An 18,166-nucleotide genomic window follows, 5' to 3' on the forward strand; every position below is an offset into this window, starting at 1 on the left:
AACGATGCCCCTCAGTAGCTTTCGAGATCCGGGAACGGCGGCGCCGCGCCGAGGATCCGGCCAGCGGTGCGGTCCCACGCCGCCGACCAGCTACCGTCGGCGAACGCGGTACGCAGCGCGTCATCGATGAACCGCACGAAATCCGTCTGCCCCTTGCGGATTCCGATGCCGTACGGCTCCTGGGTGAACGTGCCGGGGACGAGGTCGAAAGCGTCCTGGTCGAGGCTGCGCAGGCCGCCGAGGATGGTGTTGTCGGTGGTCATGGCCGCCACCTGGCCGTTCTTCAACGCCTCCGCGCACTTGCTGTAGGAATCGAAGAGCACGACGTGCGCGCCGGGGACGCGGTTGCGCATATTGGTCGAGGACGCCGATCCCTCCACCGCGCAGACATTCTTGCCGGTGAGATCGTCCGGCGAGGAGATCTTGGCCGGATTGCCGCCGCGCACCATGAGCGACTGTCCCGCAATGTAATACGGTCCGGCGAAGTCGATGATCTCTTTACGCTGGTCGTTGATGGTGTAGGTGGCGATGACGGCATCGACCCGGCCCTGCTGCAGGAACGGTTCCCGGTTGGCGGAGACGGTCTCGACCCATTCGATCCGGTTGGCCGGGATGCCGATTTTGGCCGCGATGAGCTTGCCGATTTCGGCGTCGAATCCCTCGGGCCGACCGGTGATCGGGTTCTTCAGGCCGAACAGGGGCTGGTCGAATTTGGTTCCGATGGTGATCTTTTCGGCATCGTGTAGGTGCCGCATCGTCGAGCCCGCGGCGAAGTTGACAGTGGTGTCCACCGGCGGGCCGGAATTGGACAGCTCGATCGGGGGTGCGCCGGAATCGCAGGCGGCGGCGAGGGTTACCGCGGCCACACCGAGCAGCGCCGCGGCGAGGCGGGACAGTCTTCTCATAGCGGAGTTCCTGAAACGGATTGCAGTGATGGAGGATTCACGGTTGCAGCACCCGCGCGAGAAAGTCTTTGGCGCGGTCGCTGCTCGGCGCGGTGAAGAATTCGTCGGGAGTGGCCTGTTCGGCGATGGCACCGTCGGTGAGGAACAGCACGCGGTCGGCGCTGGCGCGCGCGAATCCCATCTCGTGGGTGACCACCACCATCGTCATCCCCTCGCTCGCCAGCGATCTCATGACGTCCAGCACCTCGCTGACCATCTCCGGATCGAGGGCGCTCGTCGGCTCGTCGAACAGCATGACCTCCGGCTCCATGGCCAACCCGCGGGCGATCGCGACCCGCTGCTGCTGCCCGCCGGACAGCTGGGGCGGATAGGCATCGGCCTTGTGCGCCAGGCCGACCCGCTCCAGCAGAGCCCTCGCCTTGGTCTCGGCGTCCGCCCGGGACAACTTCCGGATGCGCATCGGCGAGAACGTGATGTTCCGCAGCACGGTCATGTGCGGGAACAGGTTGAACGACTGGAACACCATCCCGATGTCGGCGCGCACCTTCTTCAGCGCCGCGCCGGACGACGGTAGTGGCTCACCGCGGAAAGTGATGGCACCGCCGCTGATCGTCTCTAGCCGATTGATGGTGCGACACAGCGTCGACTTGCCCGAACCGGAGGGCCCGATCACCACCACGACCTCGCCTTTGGCGATGTCCAGGTCGATGTCGCGCAGCACGGTGATGGTGCCGAAGGTCTTGGTCACACCACGCATCGAAATCAGCGGGGGTTGCGGGGAGGTGGTGGCGTCGGTGAGCGATGTAGTTGTCATGGGCGGATCCAGTCCTGATCGGAGGCTCGTGCGAGGTAGTTAACCGCCTCGAACCGCGATATGCAAGTAGATTTGCAGAATCTGCAATGATGCAATTTTGATTGCAGAGCCGGTGGATGCACTCCGCCCGGCCCGAGCCACAAGGGAGAATGACCGCGTGAACGAGCAACAGGCGGACAAAGGGCCGCAGACGTTCGATGAACTGGTCGCGGAACTGCGAATGCGACACGACTCGCTGTCGCAGTCGCATCGCAAGCTGTCGGAGCGGGTGATGGCCGATCCGGAAGCCGTGGCCTTTATGACAGTGTCGGAGCTGGCCGCGGCGGTCGGCGTCAACGAGGCCACCGTCGTCCGCTTCGCCAATGCCCTGGGTCTCAAGGGCTATCCGGGACTGGCCCGCCTGTGCCGCGAGCGGCTACAGGAGCAGGCCCAGCTGCTACGTCGGTTCGACACCTTGGAGCAGTTGCCCGCCGACGGCAGCGGATTGCTGAACCGCACACTGGAATTCGATCAGGCCAATATCGCTCGAACTTTCGCGCGCATCGATGACGACACCTGGGACTCGGCGGTCCGGCATCTGGCCGACGCGCCGCGGGTGCATGTGATGGGCCTGCGCAAAAGCCATGCGCCCGCGTATCTACTGGCCTACCTGCTCGGCATGGTGCGTGAGGACGTCGCGCTGGTGACGGCGACGGCCGGCGCGTTGACCGATGATCTGCGCCGGGTGCGTGCGGGAGATTGCTTCGTGGCCATCTCGATTCATCGCTATATGGCCGACACGGTGCGCGGTGCGGCGTGGGCTCGGTCGGTCGGCGCCCATGTCGTCACACTGACCGACAACCCGGGGTCACCACTGGCCGCATCGGCGGACGAATGCTTCTTCGTCGATGCGGCCAGTGCCTCGGTGCTGCGTTCGATGACCGCGTTCACCTCGCTGGTGCAAGCACTCACCGCGGGGGTGGCGACGTCGCACGGGCATGAGGCGCGCGCGTCACTGCTCCAGGAGGAGCAACTGCTCAGCGACTTCCAGGTCTACACAACGGATTCGCGGCCCAAGTAGGGATCTCCTGGTCGTTTCATCCAACGCGACCATACCGTTCGACCGCCCGGGCTCAGGCAGTATCGAGCAGCGGCTCGTCGCGTTCGTCGGTCGTCCGAAGGGCAAGCGTCGGTTTCGGTGTCCAGTAGATTCGGCCGTTGTCGAACTCCTGGTAGGTCCCGGTGTCGAAAGGGATTTCGTCGGATGTCGGCCAGCCGAGGAGCCCGTTCTCGAATCCGCTCCGGTTCCAGCGCTCACGGATTTCGCCGTGTACCCAGTACGCCGGCTGACCGTTACGCTGGTAGAGAGCCCCGTTCTGGAAGCCCTGTACCTCGCCCCATTCTTCGTCCTTCGGGTCGCGCAGCACGGTGTGATCGGTAATCGGATAGCCCAAAGGCCCGGCCTCCCAACCAGTTTCCGCATACTTCTCGAACAATGAATTCGGGATCGGATGTGCACCGGTGGACGGATACCAATAGATGTATCCGTGCTCGAACTGAACGAATCGGCCCACACCGTCGGCTGTCTTCATTTCGCCCTCGGGGCCGAGCCGCGCACCCAGCCAGGGCGATGTGGCCGCCTTCGCACCGATTTCGCCCGCTACCGGCGCGCCACCGGTGAACTCTCGGACATGGCTCTCGAAGACGTCCCAGGGGAAGTTCCAGCCAACATCGATATGCGTGCCGATCCCGAGGCACTCGGTCACGTATTTATGGTCGGAGATGCCGTCCCTGCGGGTATACGGCGGGGCGATGACATCGGTGGCGAAACCGTATTTCTTCGCATCCTGAACGGCCAGCCAGGCGGCTATCCGAAGGTCATCGTCGATGGCCAACCATTCGTCCCTGGACCAGGACGCCCGGCTGCCCGCGAAGCAGAGATTGATCGTACTGCTGTTGGCATCCAGGACCGACCATGACGCGTAGTCGGTATCGACGACATCACAGACGATCCCATCTTTGAGCGTGTAGTGATAGGAGACGCCGTTGGCCGTGTTGTCGAGATAGGCCGCCAGCGATTCGGCGGTGCCATTGCCTTCCTGGGTGTGCAGCAGGAAGTTGGTGATACGAGCGCCCCAGCGGTCCGAGCGGGAATTTCCGAACCTGTCGAGTTCGGTGTATGCGGGAGCGTTCACGATGTGTTCTCCTTGCGTCGCAGGGCGATCGATGGACCACTGCCCGAAGTCGGCAGCCAAGATGTCGTTGACGTCCACCGAGCTGCCGTCGATGAGCGGGCCCGGATCGGCAGGGGTGTCGATGACGCGCTGATACAGGACGGCCTCGGGGGTATCGAGTCGGTTGCCGGACCATGCGCGCGTCTGCCAGGCCCAGTACCGGCCCTCGGCAGTCCGGCCGATCACGTTGTCTTCGATGGCCCAAGCGCACACCTTCGACGAGCCGTAGATACCGGTCCACTCCTGTCCGATCGAGTCGTTGACGCCCCGGAAGAAGTCGACCGCCCGGTCGTTCCATTCGGCCGATCCGATGTCCTCGTCCACCGCGAAGAAGATCGGGCACCGGTCGGATCCGCCGGCGGCGGAATGGATTTCCCTGGCCTGACGGCCCATCCGATGCCCGCCGTCGTAGCCCGTGGTCCAGTCCGAGGGTGCCTGGGCATTACCGGGCTTTCCGTACTGCCATATCGAAACGGTCTCGAGGCCAACGGCTTTCAAGCGATCGGCATATTCCTTGGTCACCGGCTTGGCACCGAAACCGGCTCCGGGCCTGCTCGGCGATACGTAGACCAGGACGGCACTGTGACCGGCTGCCTTGATGGCCGCGGGATCGATCAAACGTGCGGCGAAATCAACTGCCGTCGACATGAGGGAACCTCCATTGATCGAAGACGGCGGGTCTGCGGCGTCGGCCGGCAACGGGTCGAGCCGGTCCGATCCGGACGGTGTGCAGGAGTGCAGATGCCGGGCGATACCGCCGTCGGCCCGGCAAGGTTTCCGGTTGTCGTACGCCTGATCACGATGCCCCCCGGGAAGACACAGCCGACCGGCTGTAGCGAAGCGGTTGCTCTTCCGAGTAGAGCAGGGCTCGTGACGCGGTTCCTCATCTGAACAGATGAGAATGCTGGCCCTGTCGATGAATTCAGGTGCGTAGAATCAGGTATCGAACTACTCGTGTGACGCATCGCTCGAACACCGATGGTCAACTCTGGATGATTCCCGTTTCTCTTGTGCCGCAGGTCATTTCATATGGCAATGACAATCGAGAGGTTTTCCGCGATCGTTGCGCGAATCAACCGCGCTGCGCTGCATCCGGGTGACTGGCCGCAGGCGGTGCACGATATTGTCACGGCGCTGGGCGCGGACCGCGGCGGCCTGGTCGTATCCGGCTCGAGTAGCCGGCAGATGACCGCCTGTTCGCTCGGGGCGGACGAACTGCGCCACAGCTACAACGCCCGATTCTGGCGTATCGATCCGATCGCGCGGGCGCTCGAACACGAACCCGCCGGTGTCATCACGACGTGCGAAGAGCTGCTCGGTCCGGACTACCTGCGTCGGCATCCATTCTTCCGCGACTGGATGGTTCCGCACCGGCTCGGCAACGGGATGTTCGCGTTGCTCACCAGTGGCGCCGAGACAGCGTGGATCGGGGTGTATCCCGATCGGGGCCACGACCTCGACCGATCACCGGCGATATCGACAATGCGCCTGCTGCTGCCACATCTGCGGCACGCACTGAACGTCCAGTCCTGTCTGGCAGCGGTCCGGACCGAGCGTGACCAAGTCATCGCCGTGCTGGACGTGCATCGGCACGGGCTGGTGATCGTGTCGAGTTGCGGGGTGATCAGCTACGCGAACCCGACGGCAATGTCGATCCTGGAATCGCGAGACGGCCTCGGTATGGGACGCTGCGGCCACCTCGAATCATCGGACAGCCGATCCGCGGTCGGGCTGCGCGCCGTCATCGATTCGGCACTGCGCGAGTACGGGCCGTGCGTCGGAGGGCGCGCCCTCATTCCCCGACACAGCGGCGCCAGCTCGTACGCACTGCTGGTGTTGCCGCTGGATCCGAAGGCCGGGTGCCGTGACGAGCGCGCGTCGGCGGCGCTCGTCGTCATCGTCGACCCGGACCATGAAATATCGGGAGGGCCGAAGGCGCTGCGGCAGCTGTACGGGATGACCGGGGCCGAAGCGCGCGTCGCGATAGCGGCACTACGCGGCGAAGGGCTGCGGTCGATCGCCGAGGAACTCGCGGTCTCAGTGAACACCGTGCGCACACACCTGCAACGCGCCTTCGAAAAGACCGGAACGCATCGGCAGGCCGAACTGGTTCGGATGCTGACGACCGTGCTGTCGGGAACCGGCCAGTTCGAGGAACCTGCGAATCACGGTATGCCCGGCACCACCCGTGGTCCTGTCCCGCACCCCGAGTCCGACGGGAGGGCTGCACCCGACGAGGGAGGCAGCGTCGAACACAGCAAGGACCGACCGCAGTCATATCGCGGGTGAATGCGGGACAGGAACCGCTGCCCCACACCGTCGATCAGAATTCTTTCTGCTGACACGTCATTGGCTGCCCTGGCCGGTGGGATGGGTGATCTGGCGCCACTCGCGGTCCCAGCCGTTGTTGCGGTGGTGGTCGAGGGCCCAGGCGGTGGCGCAGAGGAAGGCTGCCGCGCCGAGCCAGATTTCGAGCAGGACGGCCGCCCCGACGCTGATGCCGTGGACGGCGGCGGTGCTGGATCGCTGTGGGGCGGTTGTCGGGCGTCCGTCCGGGCCCAGCCAGACGGGAGCCGGCTGACCTGGTTGTGCGCTATCAGGGACGCCGACTATCGCGGTTGCGGACTTTCCGTCGTTGGTCCAGGACACCTGCGCCTGGAAATGCTCGACCATCGCGCCGTTTCGGTCTGCTACCGGGGCCGCGACCCGGACCGGATTGCCGGTGATGAATGCCGTCACGGCGACTTTCGAGGCGTTCTCGGTGCGGATCCGCGCCGAGGCCGTGGCATAGGCAGCCGTACCCGCGGCGGCGGCGATCGGCACAGCGACCAGCACGATCAGGACGGCCAGAATCCGCGTGATCCCCTGCATTCGATCCGAGACCCGCATCAATGGGCTGGGATTCCAGGGCTGCATACGCCAGATGCGCACCGGTAGCGCTGGCGACTCCGACACCTGTACCACCTCCTACGACGGAGCCACGGTGAGCCCGCGCCCGCGACTCCTACCTCCGGCATTCCCCACTATCACCAGTTGATGCACGGGTAGTCGACATCGGATGCCACGCCCTCGCGATCGCCGGACGACGGTTGCACGCGCCAGTAAGGTCGACACCCCTGGGGGCTGGCGCATATTTCGGGAGGTATCAGTTGTCGATACGGATATCGCTGCTCATCGTGCTGCTGGCCGCAGTCGCCGCGTGCACCAGCGCCCCGCGGCCGGACCTGCCGCTGCCGTACCACGGCGATGCCACGCAGCTGCTCACCGTCGTCGCGGCAGACACCACTGCGACAACAGCGACACTGACTGCCTGGCAACGCTTCCCCGGCGGGTGGCGGGCCGAGATCGGGCCACTGCCGGCATTCGTCGGGCGCGACGGCATCGGCCGCGCAAGCGAGAACTCGGCACACACTCCCGCTGGTGTCTGGACGCTCACCGAGGCATTCGGGATCGCACCGAACGACGGGACCAGCCTTCCCTATCGGCAGGTCGGCGATGCGGACTGGTGGGTCTCCGACGCCGATGCGCCGAACTACAACCGCTATGCCCATTGCGCGACGGGCACTTGCGAATTCGACGAGCATGCCAGCGAGAATCTCGGCATGGCGGGTGTGGCCTACGACCACGCCGTGGTGATCGACTACAACCGCCAGCCGGTCGTGGCGGGCGCGGGATCGGCGTTCTTCCTGCATATCGAGACCGGGCGCCCGACCGCGGGGTGCGTCGCGATCGCGGCCGCCGATCTCCGCACCGTCATGCGATGGCTGGATCCCGGCGCGCATCCGGTGATCAACATCGGAATCACGGGCCGCTGACTATCCGCAGATGACCTCGACCGCACCGGCGAGCACCGCCAGCCCTCGGTCCAACTCCTCCTCGGTAATGGTCAACGGCGGCAACAGCTTCACCACTTCGTCGGTGGAGCCGGAGGTTTCGACGAGCAGCCCACGTTCGAAGGCGAGTTGACATACCTTGCCCGCACGTGACGCGTCCTCGAAGACAAGTCCGTGTACCAGCCCACGTCCACGGGTCGACACACCGGGAAATGCCGCCGCGATGTCGGCAAGGGCGCCCGCCACGAGTTCCCCCTTGGCCAACGTCGCGAACTCCAGCGCGCTGTCGGACCAGTAGTGCTCGAGCGCCACTCGCGCGGTGACGAATGCCGCGTTGTTGCCGCGGAAGGTGCCGTTGTGTTCGCCGGGCGCCCACTGGTCGAGTTCTGGCTTGAAAAGCACCAGCGCCATGGGCAATCCGTAGCCGCCGATCGATTTGGACAGGGTCACGATGTCGGGGGTGATACCGGCGAGTTCGAACGAGAAGAACCCACCGGTCCGTCCGCAACCCATCTGCACATCGTCGACGATCAGCAAGATGCCGCGCGCCGCGCACAATTCGGCCAGTTCTCGCAGCCATTGCGCGCGTGCGACATTCACACCACCCTCGCCCTGCACCGTCTCCACGATCACCGCGGCGGGTTTGTCGAGGCCGGAGGACGAATCGTCCAGTGCGCGCCGCATCCAGCGCAGGTCGTCGTGCTCGTCGAGGAACCCGTCGTAGGGCATGGGCGTCACATGCACCAGCGGCACACCGGCTCCGGCGCGTTTGGCGGCATTGCCGGTCACCGACAGCGCACCGAGCGACATGCCGTGGAAGGCGTTCGTGAAGTTGAGAACGGTCTGGCGTCCGGTGACTTTTCTGGCCAGCTTCAGCGCGGCCTCAACGGCATTCGCGCCGGTCGGGCCGGGAAACTGCACCTTGTAGTCCAGTGCGCGTGGCGCGAAGATCCGGTCACGCAGGGTCTCGAGCAGTCCCCGCTTGGCGACGGTCGACATGTCGAGGCTGTGGGTGATCCCGTCACCGACGATGTATTCGATCAGCGCCCGCTTGAGGATGGGGTTGTTGTGGCCGTAGTTGAGTGCGCCCGCGCCCGCGAAGAAGTCGAGGTAATCCTTACCGTTCTCATCACGCAGCCAGGCACCGCTGCCGGTGTCGAAGACGGTCGGCCAGGCTCGGCTGTACCCGCGCACGTTCGACTCGAGCGCCTCGAAAACGGTCATCTGGACGACAGTCATCGACGATCCTTCCTGTCGCGCGCGCGGGCGGCTCCGCCCACTCGATGCGAGGGCAAATCTGAAGTGACTGTGTTTCTAACATTGGCGCACCGGGTTTGTAGCACTTTTCCAAAAATCGCGCGCACACCTACCGCGCGTCCGCCCGCTCGCCGTAGAGTTAACCGTTTGTGCGCGGCAGAGCGGAGAGCGACAGATTGCGGCCCGTCGCGGCACCCGCCTTACGAACCGCACGGTTGTATCTCTATCTCGCCCGAGCCGGATTCCGACGCCAATCCCAGTACAAGCTCGCGATGTTCGCCGGACTCTTCACCAACTGCATCTTCGGGTTCGTGCGCGCAGCGGTCATGATGGCCGCGGTGCGCGCCTCCGGCGGGTTCGGTGGTTACGACGCGGGATCGATCGGCGCCTATGTCTGGCTGTCCCAGGGCCTGCTCGGCGCGACCCAATTCATGGGACCACCACTGGAATTGGTGGACCGGGTCAAGAACGGCGATATCGCGATCGACTTCTTGCGTCCGGTCGATGTCCAATTCAGTTATCTCACTATCGATCTCGGCCGTGCCGCCTGCACGATCCTGCCGCGCGGCGCGCCGAGTGTGCTGGTCGGCGTACTCACCTTCGGGCTCGCCATGCCCGGCACACCGGGGCCCTATCTACTCGGACTGGTCAGTGTGGTTCTAGCCGTAGCGTTGTCGTTTCTATGCCTTTTCGCCGTCGGATTGATCGGATTCTGGGTAGTAGAAACACGCGGTATTCGGGTGCTATACCAGATTTGCGGCACGTTTCTGGCCGGGCTGTTCGTGCCGGTCCACATGTTCCCGGCATGGCTGCGCACCGTCGCGCAAACCACCCCGTTCCCGTCGATCCTGCAGTCGCCGATCGACATCCTGTCGGGCCGGGTAACCGGGCTGGCCAGCGTGACAGTCGTTGCCACACAGGTGTTCTGGGTTCTCGCGGTCGGTGCCGTCGGCCGGGTGCTGTTGGCGGCCGGACGCCGCAGGCTGGAGGTGCAGGGTGGCTGAGCCCCCGTATACGCCCGTACCGGCCGGAACCTGGTTCACCCCGTACGCGGCCGTGTTGCGGTCCCGGATGCGGGCCCAGCGCACCTACCGGTTGTCCTTCGCCAGTGAGGTATTCAGCGCCTTCCTGATCGGCATCGTCGAGTTCGCCGAGGTGTGGGTCATCTACCACAACGTCGGGGTGCTCGGCGGGCTCGACCTGGACGACGCACTTTTGCTGTTCGGCCTCAGCAATACCGGATTCGCACTGGCCCAAGTCCTGTTCGGCCACCTCGATTCGCTACCGACGCTCATCCGGCTCGGCATGCTCGACGCGTACCACCTACGCCCCCAACCCCTGCTCCTGCAGCTCATTACCAGCGATATTTCCCTGCGCCGGTTGGCCCGCGCCGCGGTGGCGATCACCGTGCTCGGTTGGGGACTGATTCGCAACGATATCGAGTGGGGGCCCCAAACTTTCGTACTCCTGACGACTACTCTGCTAGGTGGCGTCGCCCTCTTCGGCGGCCTGTTCGTCTGCGCTGCGGGCGCACAGTTCTACCTGATCGACGGTGCGGAACTGACCAACAGTTTCACTTATGGGGGATCCTTCGCTGCGATGCAACCCGCTTCGGTGTTCCCGACGTCGCTGCAGTTGGTGTTCGGCTTCGCGATTCCGGTGGCGTTCACGGCATATCTGCCGACCATCGCACTCCTGCACCTACCCGGCCCGCCGCTGCTGCCGTCCTGGCTGGCCTGGTTCACCCCGTTGGCGGCGCTGTGGGTGTGGCTGCTCGCGTTGAGCTTGTGGCGACTAGGTACTCGGCACTATCAGGGAGGCGGCGGATAAGCGTGGTGGAGAGTGCGTTATCGGACTCGATTATCGACATCGAGAACCTGACAAGAGAGTTCATCCTGCATCGCAAGACCGGACACCGCTGGCGACGCCGCCGCGAGACGCTCACCGCAGTGGACCGGATGACGTTTCGGATCGAACGGGGCTCGGCGGTCGGCTATATCGGGGCGAACGGGGCGGGGAAATCCACCACGATCAAGATGTTGACCGGCATCCTGGTCCCGACCACGGGCACCGTGCGCACCTGCGGTCTGGACCCGGTGCGGCAGCGGCGCGAACTCGCCGCCCGGATCGGGGTGGTCTTCGGCCAGCGCTCCCAGCTGTGGTGGGATCTGCCGCTGCGCGAATCGTTTTCGATTCTAGCCGCCATCCACCGGCTGGAATCCGATGTCGCGCATAAACGTACCTACGAGTTGGTCGAACAGTTGGAGATGGCCGAGACACTGGATACGCCGGTGCGCCAGCTCTCGCTGGGTCAGCGCATGCGAGCCGAGGTCGCCGCGGCGCTGCTGCACTCCCCCGAATTGATCATTCTCGACGAGCCGACCATCGGCCTGGATGTGCTGTCGAAACAGCGACTACGCGAATTCCTACGCGCCGAACGCACCGAGCGTGGCACCACGCTGCTGCTCACCACCCACGATATGGGCGATATCGAACGGCTCTGCGATCGCGTGCTGGTCGTCGATCGCGGCAGTCTGGTGTACGACGGTTCACTGACCGGACTCGCGGTGCGGGTGGGCGCCCGGCGGGTACTGGTCGTCGATCTGGTCGAACCCACCCGCAATCTGGACGATCTGCCGTGTACCGAACTGCTGACCAGCGAGGGCGACGGGATGCGACAGCGCTTGGCCTTCGATGCCGAAGCGACCACGGCGGCACAGGTTCTCGCCGCGGTCTCCGATCGCGCCGAAGTACGCGACCTGTCCATAGAAGAGCCGGACATCGAAGATGTGGTCCGGCGGATCTATGAATCCGCGTGGTGACCGCTACTCGCTGTCCGGCTCCCGGTTCGGTTGCTATTCAGTCACTTTCGGGTTCGCGAGCGCCCTGATCGAGTCGGAACGGCGGGTATTCGTCGCGCATCAGCGAGGCATAGGCACTGACCCGGATGTACCAGCGATGCACGCCGAGTAGGAAATCGAACAGGCCCTTGGGATAAACCGCCGTGAACAGCAGTGCCACCGCCGCGATCAGCACCAGCACATTGGCCAGCGAGAAACCGCCCCAGCCGTACTTGCCGCCCATACCGGCACTGAAGATCGCGGCGAGGATCAGGTAGTGCGGAATGGCCAGCAGCCACCACTTCACCAGCACCAGACCACGACTCAGCTGCTCCGGATAGTCGATCTCCAGATCCGCCGGATAGTCGGGATCCGATTGCAGACTGAACGGTGGGTACTTATCGGTGCCGAGCACCGAGTAGGCGTAGAAGCCGACCCGCCAACCCCAACGCATGACACCGACGTTGAAGTCGAACAGCGCGCGCGGATACTGCCCGGTGATCAGGATCGCGAAGAATGCGATCACCGAAACGATCACGTACGCGATGTACAGGAAAACCAGAATAATGGCGTGCGGGATGGCCAGGATCCACTTGACCAGCCACATCCACCGCGATAGGGCGGGATCGAGATCTCCTCGGACACGAACCGGATTGACCGGACTCACGGCTTTGGCGGTGTTCTCGGGCTCCATAATCGATGCTCCTTCCAGGTGCTTCGATGCCTCGACAACGAGTGAGGAATGTCCTGATTGTCCCGTACTGGGCATCCGCTCATGCCACGTTCCGATACCGACATGCCAACGAAAAGGTGCCCGGCAGGTGCGGTGAATCGCGTTCCCCGCAGCGGCCCAGACGTCCGCGAACACAAAGCGGCCCCCAGCTTGATACTGAGGGCCGCTCGGGTCTTCGGGGCGAACCCCCTACGGACGCTTGAACTCTCCGTCGGCTACACCAGCCGTGAAGGCATCCCATTCACCGGGTGTGAAGACCAAGGCGGGACCGGCCGGGTTCTTGCAGTCACGAACCCCGACCATGTCGCCGTCGAGGAACGCAACTTCCACGCACTCTGCGTTAGCCGAACTCCGGCTGCTCTTGAACCAATCCGCTTTCGATATGTCGGCACTCACTCGACATGGTCCTTGGCACCGGCAATGAACGAGTCCCACACGCTCGGCGTGAATACGAGCGCCGGCCCGGTGGGGTCCTTCGAGTCACGTACGCCGACCTGACCGTCATCGAGGAAGGCGACTTCCACACAGTCCTTGCTGCCCCCGCTGCGAGTGCTCTTGAACCACTGGGCCCCGGACAGGTCAACGCTCACGCTCGTACTCCCTTGCTGCCCTGCGAAGCAGGTCCCTACTTGACTGCGCACTCAACGCTACGCGACCGATGGCCTCGTGCGCTGTCCGATATCGACTGACGCTTCCCGGGCGCTCCAGATACATATCACCCGTGAAGTTCTCAACGTAGACCACTGACGGTTCGTGCTTGCCTTTGGCATCCGAGGCGAAGTCCACGATGGTGAACGGGCCGGTCAGATCGCCCAGTGGAACACCAGCCACGTAGGGCAGGACCCGCACCGTGATATTGGGCTTGGTGCTGAGGTCGGCCAGATAGCGCAGCTGCTCGGCCATAATTCGCGGACTTCCGACCATCCGGCGCAGGACTGATTCATCCAAGATGACATCGACGGCAGCGGGGCGACCTTTCCGCGTGATGAGTCTCTGGCGGTGCATCTTCATCTCTACCCTGCGGGTGATCTCAGACGATGGCTCCTCCGGGTACACCGCGCGGATCAGGGACTCGGCATAACCGGGGGTTTGAAACAGTCCCGGCACGAGTTCTTGGAACGACGTGAGCGTGCTCGCCGCCGATTCCAGGCCGATGTACACATCGAAGTCTTTCGGGATCAGATCCCCGTATTCATGCCACCAGCTCTCGGTGTTCCCCTGCTGCGCGAGTCCCTTCAGCGCATCGGTGGTCGTCTCGTCCGCGCCCAGCACCCGGCACAGCGCCTCTATATCCCACAAGCGGATTCGATCGGCGGTACCGGCTTCGAGCCGCTGCAGGGTGGTCGCCCCGCGTTCGATCAATTTGGCGACCTCGGCGATAGACATCCCGGTCTGTTGGCGCAGCTCGCGTAGATGCCGTCCGAGTTGCCGCCGCGGGACGGTCGAGCCGACTTCCGCACCCGGCTTGGCGGGTTGCCTGGACCTCGCCTTCGGTGCCCGTTCGGATGCTGAGTCGTGTATGGACAACGCGAACCTCCTGGCTGGATGGTGGTGTGCCACTTTCCGGACGATCGTGCCGCACCCGCAGGATCCTCCGCAGGAAATTCTGATGACTTGCAATGGATCATCCAATTTCGAGTGTCTTTCACGACTGCACGGTGTGTGCTCGATGTGCGCCCGGCAGGGAGAACGACCCGCTAACCCCTCCAGCAGGTCCACTCCCGTCCCGTCGACATTCAGGGGTTGTCGGGACCGGGCGCACCAAACATTCGTCAAGGTCTGGAGGTCGCACATGCCGAGCGGAGAGCTTCCACAGCGAGACCCGTTCATCGGGCCGCCCGCAATCTACACCGGCGCTTCCGCCGAGGTAGTCGAACAGTTCGCCGACGCCGTCCGCGAGTGGGCAGACCGGTCTGCGCCCGCAGAACCGTCCCGGTGCCGGGGTGTCGAGTCCCCCGGCATCGGGCGCACCAACGGGAAGGTGTCGTAATGCGACGAGATGCATTGCGCACCACCCGAACTCAGGACGGCCGCAAAACCGCCGTCTGGCAGCTGATCCGCAGTTCCGCACGGATCCTGCGCGTGCAGTTCCCGCACGAAGCGTTCACCGCCCATCGACTCCCCTCGCGCACGCTACTTCCCGACGCACAACCCGGAACGATCATGTTCGACACCTACCCCGATCTGGTCGACGCGCGCCAGTTGCTCCCGGAGCACGACGACCTCTGGGATGCGCTCCGCAATGACTACTGGACGGCCCTGCTGCGCGCCTCAGATCTCCCGAATCCGTTGGGACGTAACTCGGATGACTGAGAATCGGCCCCAGCGAAACGACATCGCCCCATCCGTCCTGGTATTGCTCGCCGCCTTCCACGAAGTCACCCGGCTCAAACTCGAACTGGCCCCGGTCGATAGCAACCCGGTGTGCGAGCGCGCGGACGGTTCACTGTGCGAGATCGGTGCGGACGGCTGGCCCACAGAGTACGACGACGACCTGGACGAAGCCGAAGCAATCACCGTCGAATCGAACTACGTCCACGATAGCGAGGAGCCATGAGCCCTGGCACAGCCGAGAGACCGAAATATCGACACCACCACCATGCCGGCCTCCTCGCGAACCTCGCATACCGACTCACCGCACGAAACGCCGCGCCACCGACCCGAAGGTATGCGTGAAGTCCAGAGGATATGCGCGGAGCAAACGGAGCCGCCCCGAAGCCAAGCGCGATCGGGGCGGATCGAAAGTTGTTCCCAGTGCGGCTTATCCGCCAGTTGCCGTTGCGCACAAGAGGATCAGCCGGGCGCCTGCCCCTGGGCCGAGTACAAACTCACTTCGCCCTCCTCGCCGAGGAAGGCGTTCACCAGCATGATCTGGCTCGCCTCCAGCTCGTCCGGATCAGGGGCGCTGGTGGTGATCGAAATCTGCGGGATCACCGCCCAGTTCACGACATAGCGTTCGGGCGGTCCGTCGTCATCGGACAGGCGTGCGAGTCGGAACACCGACACCGTCTTGCGGAGGATGAGCGTGCGCACGACCTCGGCGATTCGCTCGGGGTCTTCCAGCGCGAACATGAACCCGAATGTCAGCTCGGGCGAAGACACATAAGCGGGCACAAACGTCGAGGCTAGTCGATCGAACGAGGTCGTGGGTGCGCCTCGCCAGAAGTGGTTGCTGCCCATGCGCTCACAGATTCCGGTAAGGCGTGAATGGTGGCGCGCATGTGACCGATCCGTAACGGATCATAACGATTTCTCGGCAGCTCATCTGTTTCTACACCATTCTATTGCGCCGATTCGACTATCGCGCTTTCCTGAAAAGGTCCCGATTTTCTCGGGCCGTCTTCCTCATCGCATCGTCGCGGATTTCCCGGTTTCTTTGCCGTGCTGGTGGACTGTATGGGGGACGTCCGGGGCGCGGGGCTGCGCCGGAGCCGAGGGGTGCCCCTCCCCGAAATCCTCCTCGGCCCTGGCGCATCCAAACACATCAATCGTTACCGCAGGGGCGTGCATCATGCCTACCGAATACGCCACAGGCCGTATCGGAGCCGACGAGCTGCCATCGTCAACGGCGCTACTGAGCGCATTTCGCGAACCCGACAATCCGAATCGGCACCGGCACCGCGTGCTCGCCGTGGCGCGCGAGTTGGTCGAATGCCATGAACGCAGGCATAACGCGCTGCTGGCGGCGCATGCGCCGGACGCGTCGAGCAGCTGTGTCACCAAGTGCCTGCAACTCGTCGACGACACCGATGCGCACCGAACGGATCTAGTGGGCCGCATCGACAATTGGGTCGCCAGCCATGTGCAGCACCGCACCGGCGCCTCACTGCACACCGAGACCCTCGGCGCCGTCATCGATCGGATGGCGGCGAAATGGGTTGCGGCACAACACGCATTGGGAATTTCGGCACCCGTCGACCCGCACCCACTGCAGCTGGACGATGACGCCCAACTGCAGTGGAGCCGGTTGGCCGAACTGGCCGACGGATACAAGGATCTGATCACCGATGTGATCGAACACCGGCGCAGACTGCCGGTGTGGTGATCACCAAGGGGGTCTCGAGCCCCCTATCGATCGTTGTTGGGCTCAACCACCTCGGCCTCGACGAACGAGGTGGTCGGCTCGACCTCCGCGTCATAGGACACATCGGCCCGGTCCTGGACGGCGGTGCCCGCGAAATCATCGTCGTCGAGGAGTTCTTCGCCCCGTTGCTCCGCCGCGTCTTTACGCGCGGCGGCCGCGGCCTCGTTCATCTCGATAGCGTCGGTGATCCACTCACCGATCTCCCGGGTGACCTCTGCGACGGTGCCGGTGATGATGCTCGCGATATTTCCGACATGACGTGCGCCCGACGAAGTCAATTCTTGAATTAGGTCCTTGTTGCTTTCGAATTTCCCGATCATTCACACGCCCACTTCGGTTGCGTTCCGCTGTCGCATCACAATAACACCGGGCGTGGACTCCTTCCCGACCAAGAACGGCGGCAGGGCCAGCTTGAAAATCTTCAGCCAGACCGATCCGACCTGCTTTCCGAGTGAACCCGTGTTGTACGGCAATCCATACTTCTCGCACAGTTCCCTGACCTCGGGCGCCATCTGCGGATAGCGGTTCGCGGGCAGATCCGGGAACAGATGGTGCTCGATCTGGTGCGACAAATTACCGGACATGATGTGGAACAGCTTGCCGCCGGTGATGTTGGCCGAGCCGAGCATCTGCCGGACGTACCACTCGCCGCGGGTCTCCTCGGCGGTCTCCTCTTCGGTGAACGTCTGTACGCCCGTGGGGAAGTGGCCGCAGAAGATGATGGAGAAGGCCCAGAGGTTGCGCACCAGATTCGCGGCGGCGTTCCCGGCGAGCGTGCTCAGGAACAGCGGACCGGTCAGCGCCGGGAAGACGACATAGTCCTTGAGAACCTGCCGACCGGCCTTACGCCACTGGCCCTTTACCAGCTTCTTGACATCGGACCAGGACCGCTTGCCCCGAAGGATGTTCTCCACCTCGAGGTCATGGCCCATCACACCCCACTCGAACAGCACCATCAGCCCAAAGGCGTAGAGCGGCTGGCCGAGGCGCAGCGGATTCCACTTCTGTCCCTCGTCCATGCGCAGGATGCCGTAGCCGATATCGCGGTCCATGCCGTGGATATTGGTGTAGGTGTGGTGCATGTAGTTGTGCGAATGCTTCCACTGATCCGCCGGGCAGACGTTATCCCATTCGAATTCACGGGAATTCAGGCCGCGTTCACGCATCCAGTCATACTGGCCGTGCATGACGTTGTGGCCGATCTCCATATTGTCCAGGATCTTCGACACACTCAGCGCGGCGACCGCGGCCAGCCAGAACGGCGGCAGGAAGCCCAGGTACATCAGGCCGCGACCGGCGATCTCGAAACCGCGCTGCGCCTTGATGATCGAGTAGATGTATTCGCGGTCGCGGTCGCCGAGATCGGCGACAGTACGGGCGCGCAGGTCGTCCAGTGCCCGGCCGAGTTCCTCGACCTGGTCCGGGCTCAATACCAGCGGGCCATCTTTCGTTTCGGTCAAAATTGTCATTGCTGTAGTCCCCTTGCT

At 64.0% G+C, this 18,166-nt stretch carries 21 protein-coding genes; 9 read left to right on the top strand and 12 right to left on the bottom strand.

All coding sequences use genetic code 11. The features are described 5' to 3' along the window. Positions 1 to 11: 11 nt before the first annotated feature. On the bottom strand, positions 12 to 905 hold the full coding sequence (locus ACQP1G_RS36705; RefSeq protein WP_433194261.1) for a glutamate ABC transporter substrate-binding protein: 894 nt from the start codon (positions 903 to 905) through the stop codon (positions 12 to 14). A 37-nt stretch (positions 906 to 942) separates the two neighbouring features. Further along, on the bottom strand, positions 943 to 1,719 hold the full coding sequence (locus ACQP1G_RS36710) for an amino acid ABC transporter ATP-binding protein (RefSeq protein ID WP_433194262.1): 777 nt from the start codon (positions 1,717 to 1,719) through the stop codon (positions 943 to 945). Positions 1,720 to 1,876: 157 nt separating this feature from the next. Between ACQP1G_RS36710 and ACQP1G_RS36715 the strand changes: the two genes are divergently transcribed. Further along, complete coding sequence (locus ACQP1G_RS36715; protein WP_433194263.1) at positions 1,877 to 2,779, top strand: MurR/RpiR family transcriptional regulator; 903 nt, start codon at positions 1,877 to 1,879, stop codon at positions 2,777 to 2,779. Positions 2,780 to 2,831: 52 nt separating this feature from the next. On the opposite strand, the gene ACQP1G_RS36720 is transcribed toward ACQP1G_RS36715, so the two are convergent. Further along, a complete protein-coding gene (locus ACQP1G_RS36720) occupies positions 2,832 to 4,580 on the bottom strand; it encodes a glycoside hydrolase domain-containing protein (RefSeq protein WP_433194264.1) in 1,749 nt (582 codons plus the stop codon). Positions 4,581 to 4,967: 387 nt separating this feature from the next. Between ACQP1G_RS36720 and ACQP1G_RS36725 the strand changes: the two genes are divergently transcribed. Next, complete coding sequence (locus ACQP1G_RS36725) at positions 4,968 to 6,221, top strand: helix-turn-helix transcriptional regulator (RefSeq protein WP_433194265.1); 1,254 nt, start codon at positions 4,968 to 4,970, stop codon at positions 6,219 to 6,221. A 57-nt stretch (positions 6,222 to 6,278) separates the two neighbouring features. Here the strand turns inward: ACQP1G_RS36725 and ACQP1G_RS36730 are convergent, their stop codons facing one another. Next, the gene (locus tag ACQP1G_RS36730) at positions 6,279 to 6,887 is read right to left on the bottom strand and encodes an Rv1733c family protein (RefSeq protein WP_433194266.1); all 609 of its coding nucleotides are present in this window, start codon (positions 6,885 to 6,887) and stop codon (positions 6,279 to 6,281) included. 194 nt (positions 6,888 to 7,081) lie between these two features. On the opposite strand from ACQP1G_RS36730, the gene ACQP1G_RS36735 reads away from it, so the two are divergent. Continuing rightward, positions 7,082 to 7,747, top strand: coding sequence for a L,D-transpeptidase family protein (locus ACQP1G_RS36735; RefSeq protein ID WP_433194267.1), 666 nt, complete (start codon positions 7,082 to 7,084; stop codon positions 7,745 to 7,747). Here the strand turns inward: ACQP1G_RS36735 and ectB are convergent, their stop codons facing one another. Then, positions 7,748 to 9,004: a diaminobutyrate--2-oxoglutarate transaminase gene (gene ectB / locus ACQP1G_RS36740; RefSeq protein ID WP_433194268.1), complete on the bottom strand. Its 1,257-nt coding sequence runs from the start codon at positions 9,002 to 9,004 to the stop codon at positions 7,748 to 7,750. It abuts the gene before it with no gap. A 233-nt stretch (positions 9,005 to 9,237) separates the two neighbouring features. Here ectB and ACQP1G_RS36745 point away from each other — a divergent pair, with 233 nt between their 5' ends. From ACQP1G_RS36745 to ACQP1G_RS36755, 3 genes are all read left to right on the top strand, one after another. Continuing rightward, positions 9,238 to 10,026: an ABC transporter permease gene (locus ACQP1G_RS36745; protein WP_433194269.1), complete on the top strand. Its 789-nt coding sequence runs from the start codon at positions 9,238 to 9,240 to the stop codon at positions 10,024 to 10,026. Further along, a complete protein-coding gene (locus ACQP1G_RS36750) occupies positions 10,019 to 10,852 on the top strand; it encodes an ABC transporter permease (protein WP_433194270.1) in 834 nt (277 codons plus the stop codon). The genes ACQP1G_RS36745 and ACQP1G_RS36750 overlap by 8 nt, the downstream gene beginning before the upstream one ends. Before the next feature lie 128 nt (positions 10,853 to 10,980). Further along, on the top strand, positions 10,981 to 11,844 hold the full coding sequence (locus ACQP1G_RS36755) for an ABC transporter ATP-binding protein (protein WP_433209147.1): 864 nt from the start codon (positions 10,981 to 10,983) through the stop codon (positions 11,842 to 11,844). Positions 11,845 to 11,881: 37 nt separating this feature from the next. Here the strand turns inward: ACQP1G_RS36755 and ACQP1G_RS36760 are convergent, their stop codons facing one another. From ACQP1G_RS36760 to ACQP1G_RS36775, 4 genes are all read right to left on the bottom strand, one after another. Then, on the bottom strand, positions 11,882 to 12,556 hold the full coding sequence (locus ACQP1G_RS36760; protein WP_433194271.1) for a DUF4389 domain-containing protein: 675 nt from the start codon (positions 12,554 to 12,556) through the stop codon (positions 11,882 to 11,884). Positions 12,557 to 12,784: 228 nt separating this feature from the next. Then, positions 12,785 to 13,030 (bottom strand): DUF397 domain-containing protein, encoded by a 246-nt coding sequence (locus ACQP1G_RS36765; protein ID WP_433194272.1) that lies wholly within the window; start codon positions 13,028 to 13,030, stop codon positions 12,785 to 12,787. After that, positions 12,988 to 13,185: a DUF397 domain-containing protein gene (locus ACQP1G_RS36770; protein WP_433194273.1), complete on the bottom strand. Its 198-nt coding sequence runs from the start codon at positions 13,183 to 13,185 to the stop codon at positions 12,988 to 12,990. Before ACQP1G_RS36770 ends, ACQP1G_RS36765 begins: the two co-directional genes overlap by 43 nt. Further along, the gene (locus tag ACQP1G_RS36775; RefSeq protein ID WP_433194274.1) at positions 13,175 to 14,122 is read right to left on the bottom strand and encodes a helix-turn-helix domain-containing protein; all 948 of its coding nucleotides are present in this window, start codon (positions 14,120 to 14,122) and stop codon (positions 13,175 to 13,177) included. Before ACQP1G_RS36775 ends, ACQP1G_RS36770 begins: the two co-directional genes overlap by 11 nt. Before the next feature lie 462 nt (positions 14,123 to 14,584). Here ACQP1G_RS36775 and ACQP1G_RS36780 point away from each other — a divergent pair, with 462 nt between their 5' ends. Together ACQP1G_RS36780 and ACQP1G_RS36785 are read left to right on the top strand one after the other, a co-directional pair. Further along, complete coding sequence (locus ACQP1G_RS36780; RefSeq protein WP_433194275.1) at positions 14,585 to 14,908, top strand: hypothetical protein; 324 nt, start codon at positions 14,585 to 14,587, stop codon at positions 14,906 to 14,908. Next, complete coding sequence (locus tag ACQP1G_RS36785) at positions 14,901 to 15,152, top strand: hypothetical protein (RefSeq protein ID WP_433194276.1); 252 nt, start codon at positions 14,901 to 14,903, stop codon at positions 15,150 to 15,152. Before ACQP1G_RS36780 ends, ACQP1G_RS36785 begins: the two co-directional genes overlap by 8 nt. A 236-nt stretch (positions 15,153 to 15,388) precedes the next feature. Here the strand turns inward: ACQP1G_RS36785 and ACQP1G_RS36790 are convergent, their stop codons facing one another. Continuing rightward, positions 15,389 to 15,667 (bottom strand): hypothetical protein, encoded by a 279-nt coding sequence (locus ACQP1G_RS36790; RefSeq protein WP_433194277.1) that lies wholly within the window; start codon positions 15,665 to 15,667, stop codon positions 15,389 to 15,391. Positions 15,668 to 16,106: 439 nt separating this feature from the next. Between ACQP1G_RS36790 and ACQP1G_RS36795 the strand changes: the two genes are divergently transcribed. Further along, a complete protein-coding gene (locus ACQP1G_RS36795; protein WP_433194278.1) occupies positions 16,107 to 16,640 on the top strand; it encodes a DUF4254 domain-containing protein in 534 nt (177 codons plus the stop codon). Between the two features lie 23 nt (positions 16,641 to 16,663). Here ACQP1G_RS36795 and ACQP1G_RS36800 read toward each other — a convergent pair whose 3' ends face one another. Together ACQP1G_RS36800 and ACQP1G_RS36805 are read right to left on the bottom strand one after the other, a co-directional pair. Continuing rightward, positions 16,664 to 16,957, bottom strand: coding sequence for a hypothetical protein (locus ACQP1G_RS36800; RefSeq protein WP_433194279.1), 294 nt, complete (start codon positions 16,955 to 16,957; stop codon positions 16,664 to 16,666). A gap of 42 nt (positions 16,958 to 16,999) precedes the next feature. After that, positions 17,000 to 18,148 (bottom strand): fatty acid desaturase family protein, encoded by a 1,149-nt coding sequence (locus tag ACQP1G_RS36805; RefSeq protein WP_433194280.1) that lies wholly within the window; start codon positions 18,146 to 18,148, stop codon positions 17,000 to 17,002. Positions 18,149 to 18,166: the final 18 nt, after the last annotated feature.

The organism is Nocardia sp. CA-107356, assembly GCF_050946365.1.
Lineage (GTDB): Bacteria > Actinomycetota > Actinomycetes > Mycobacteriales > Mycobacteriaceae > Nocardia.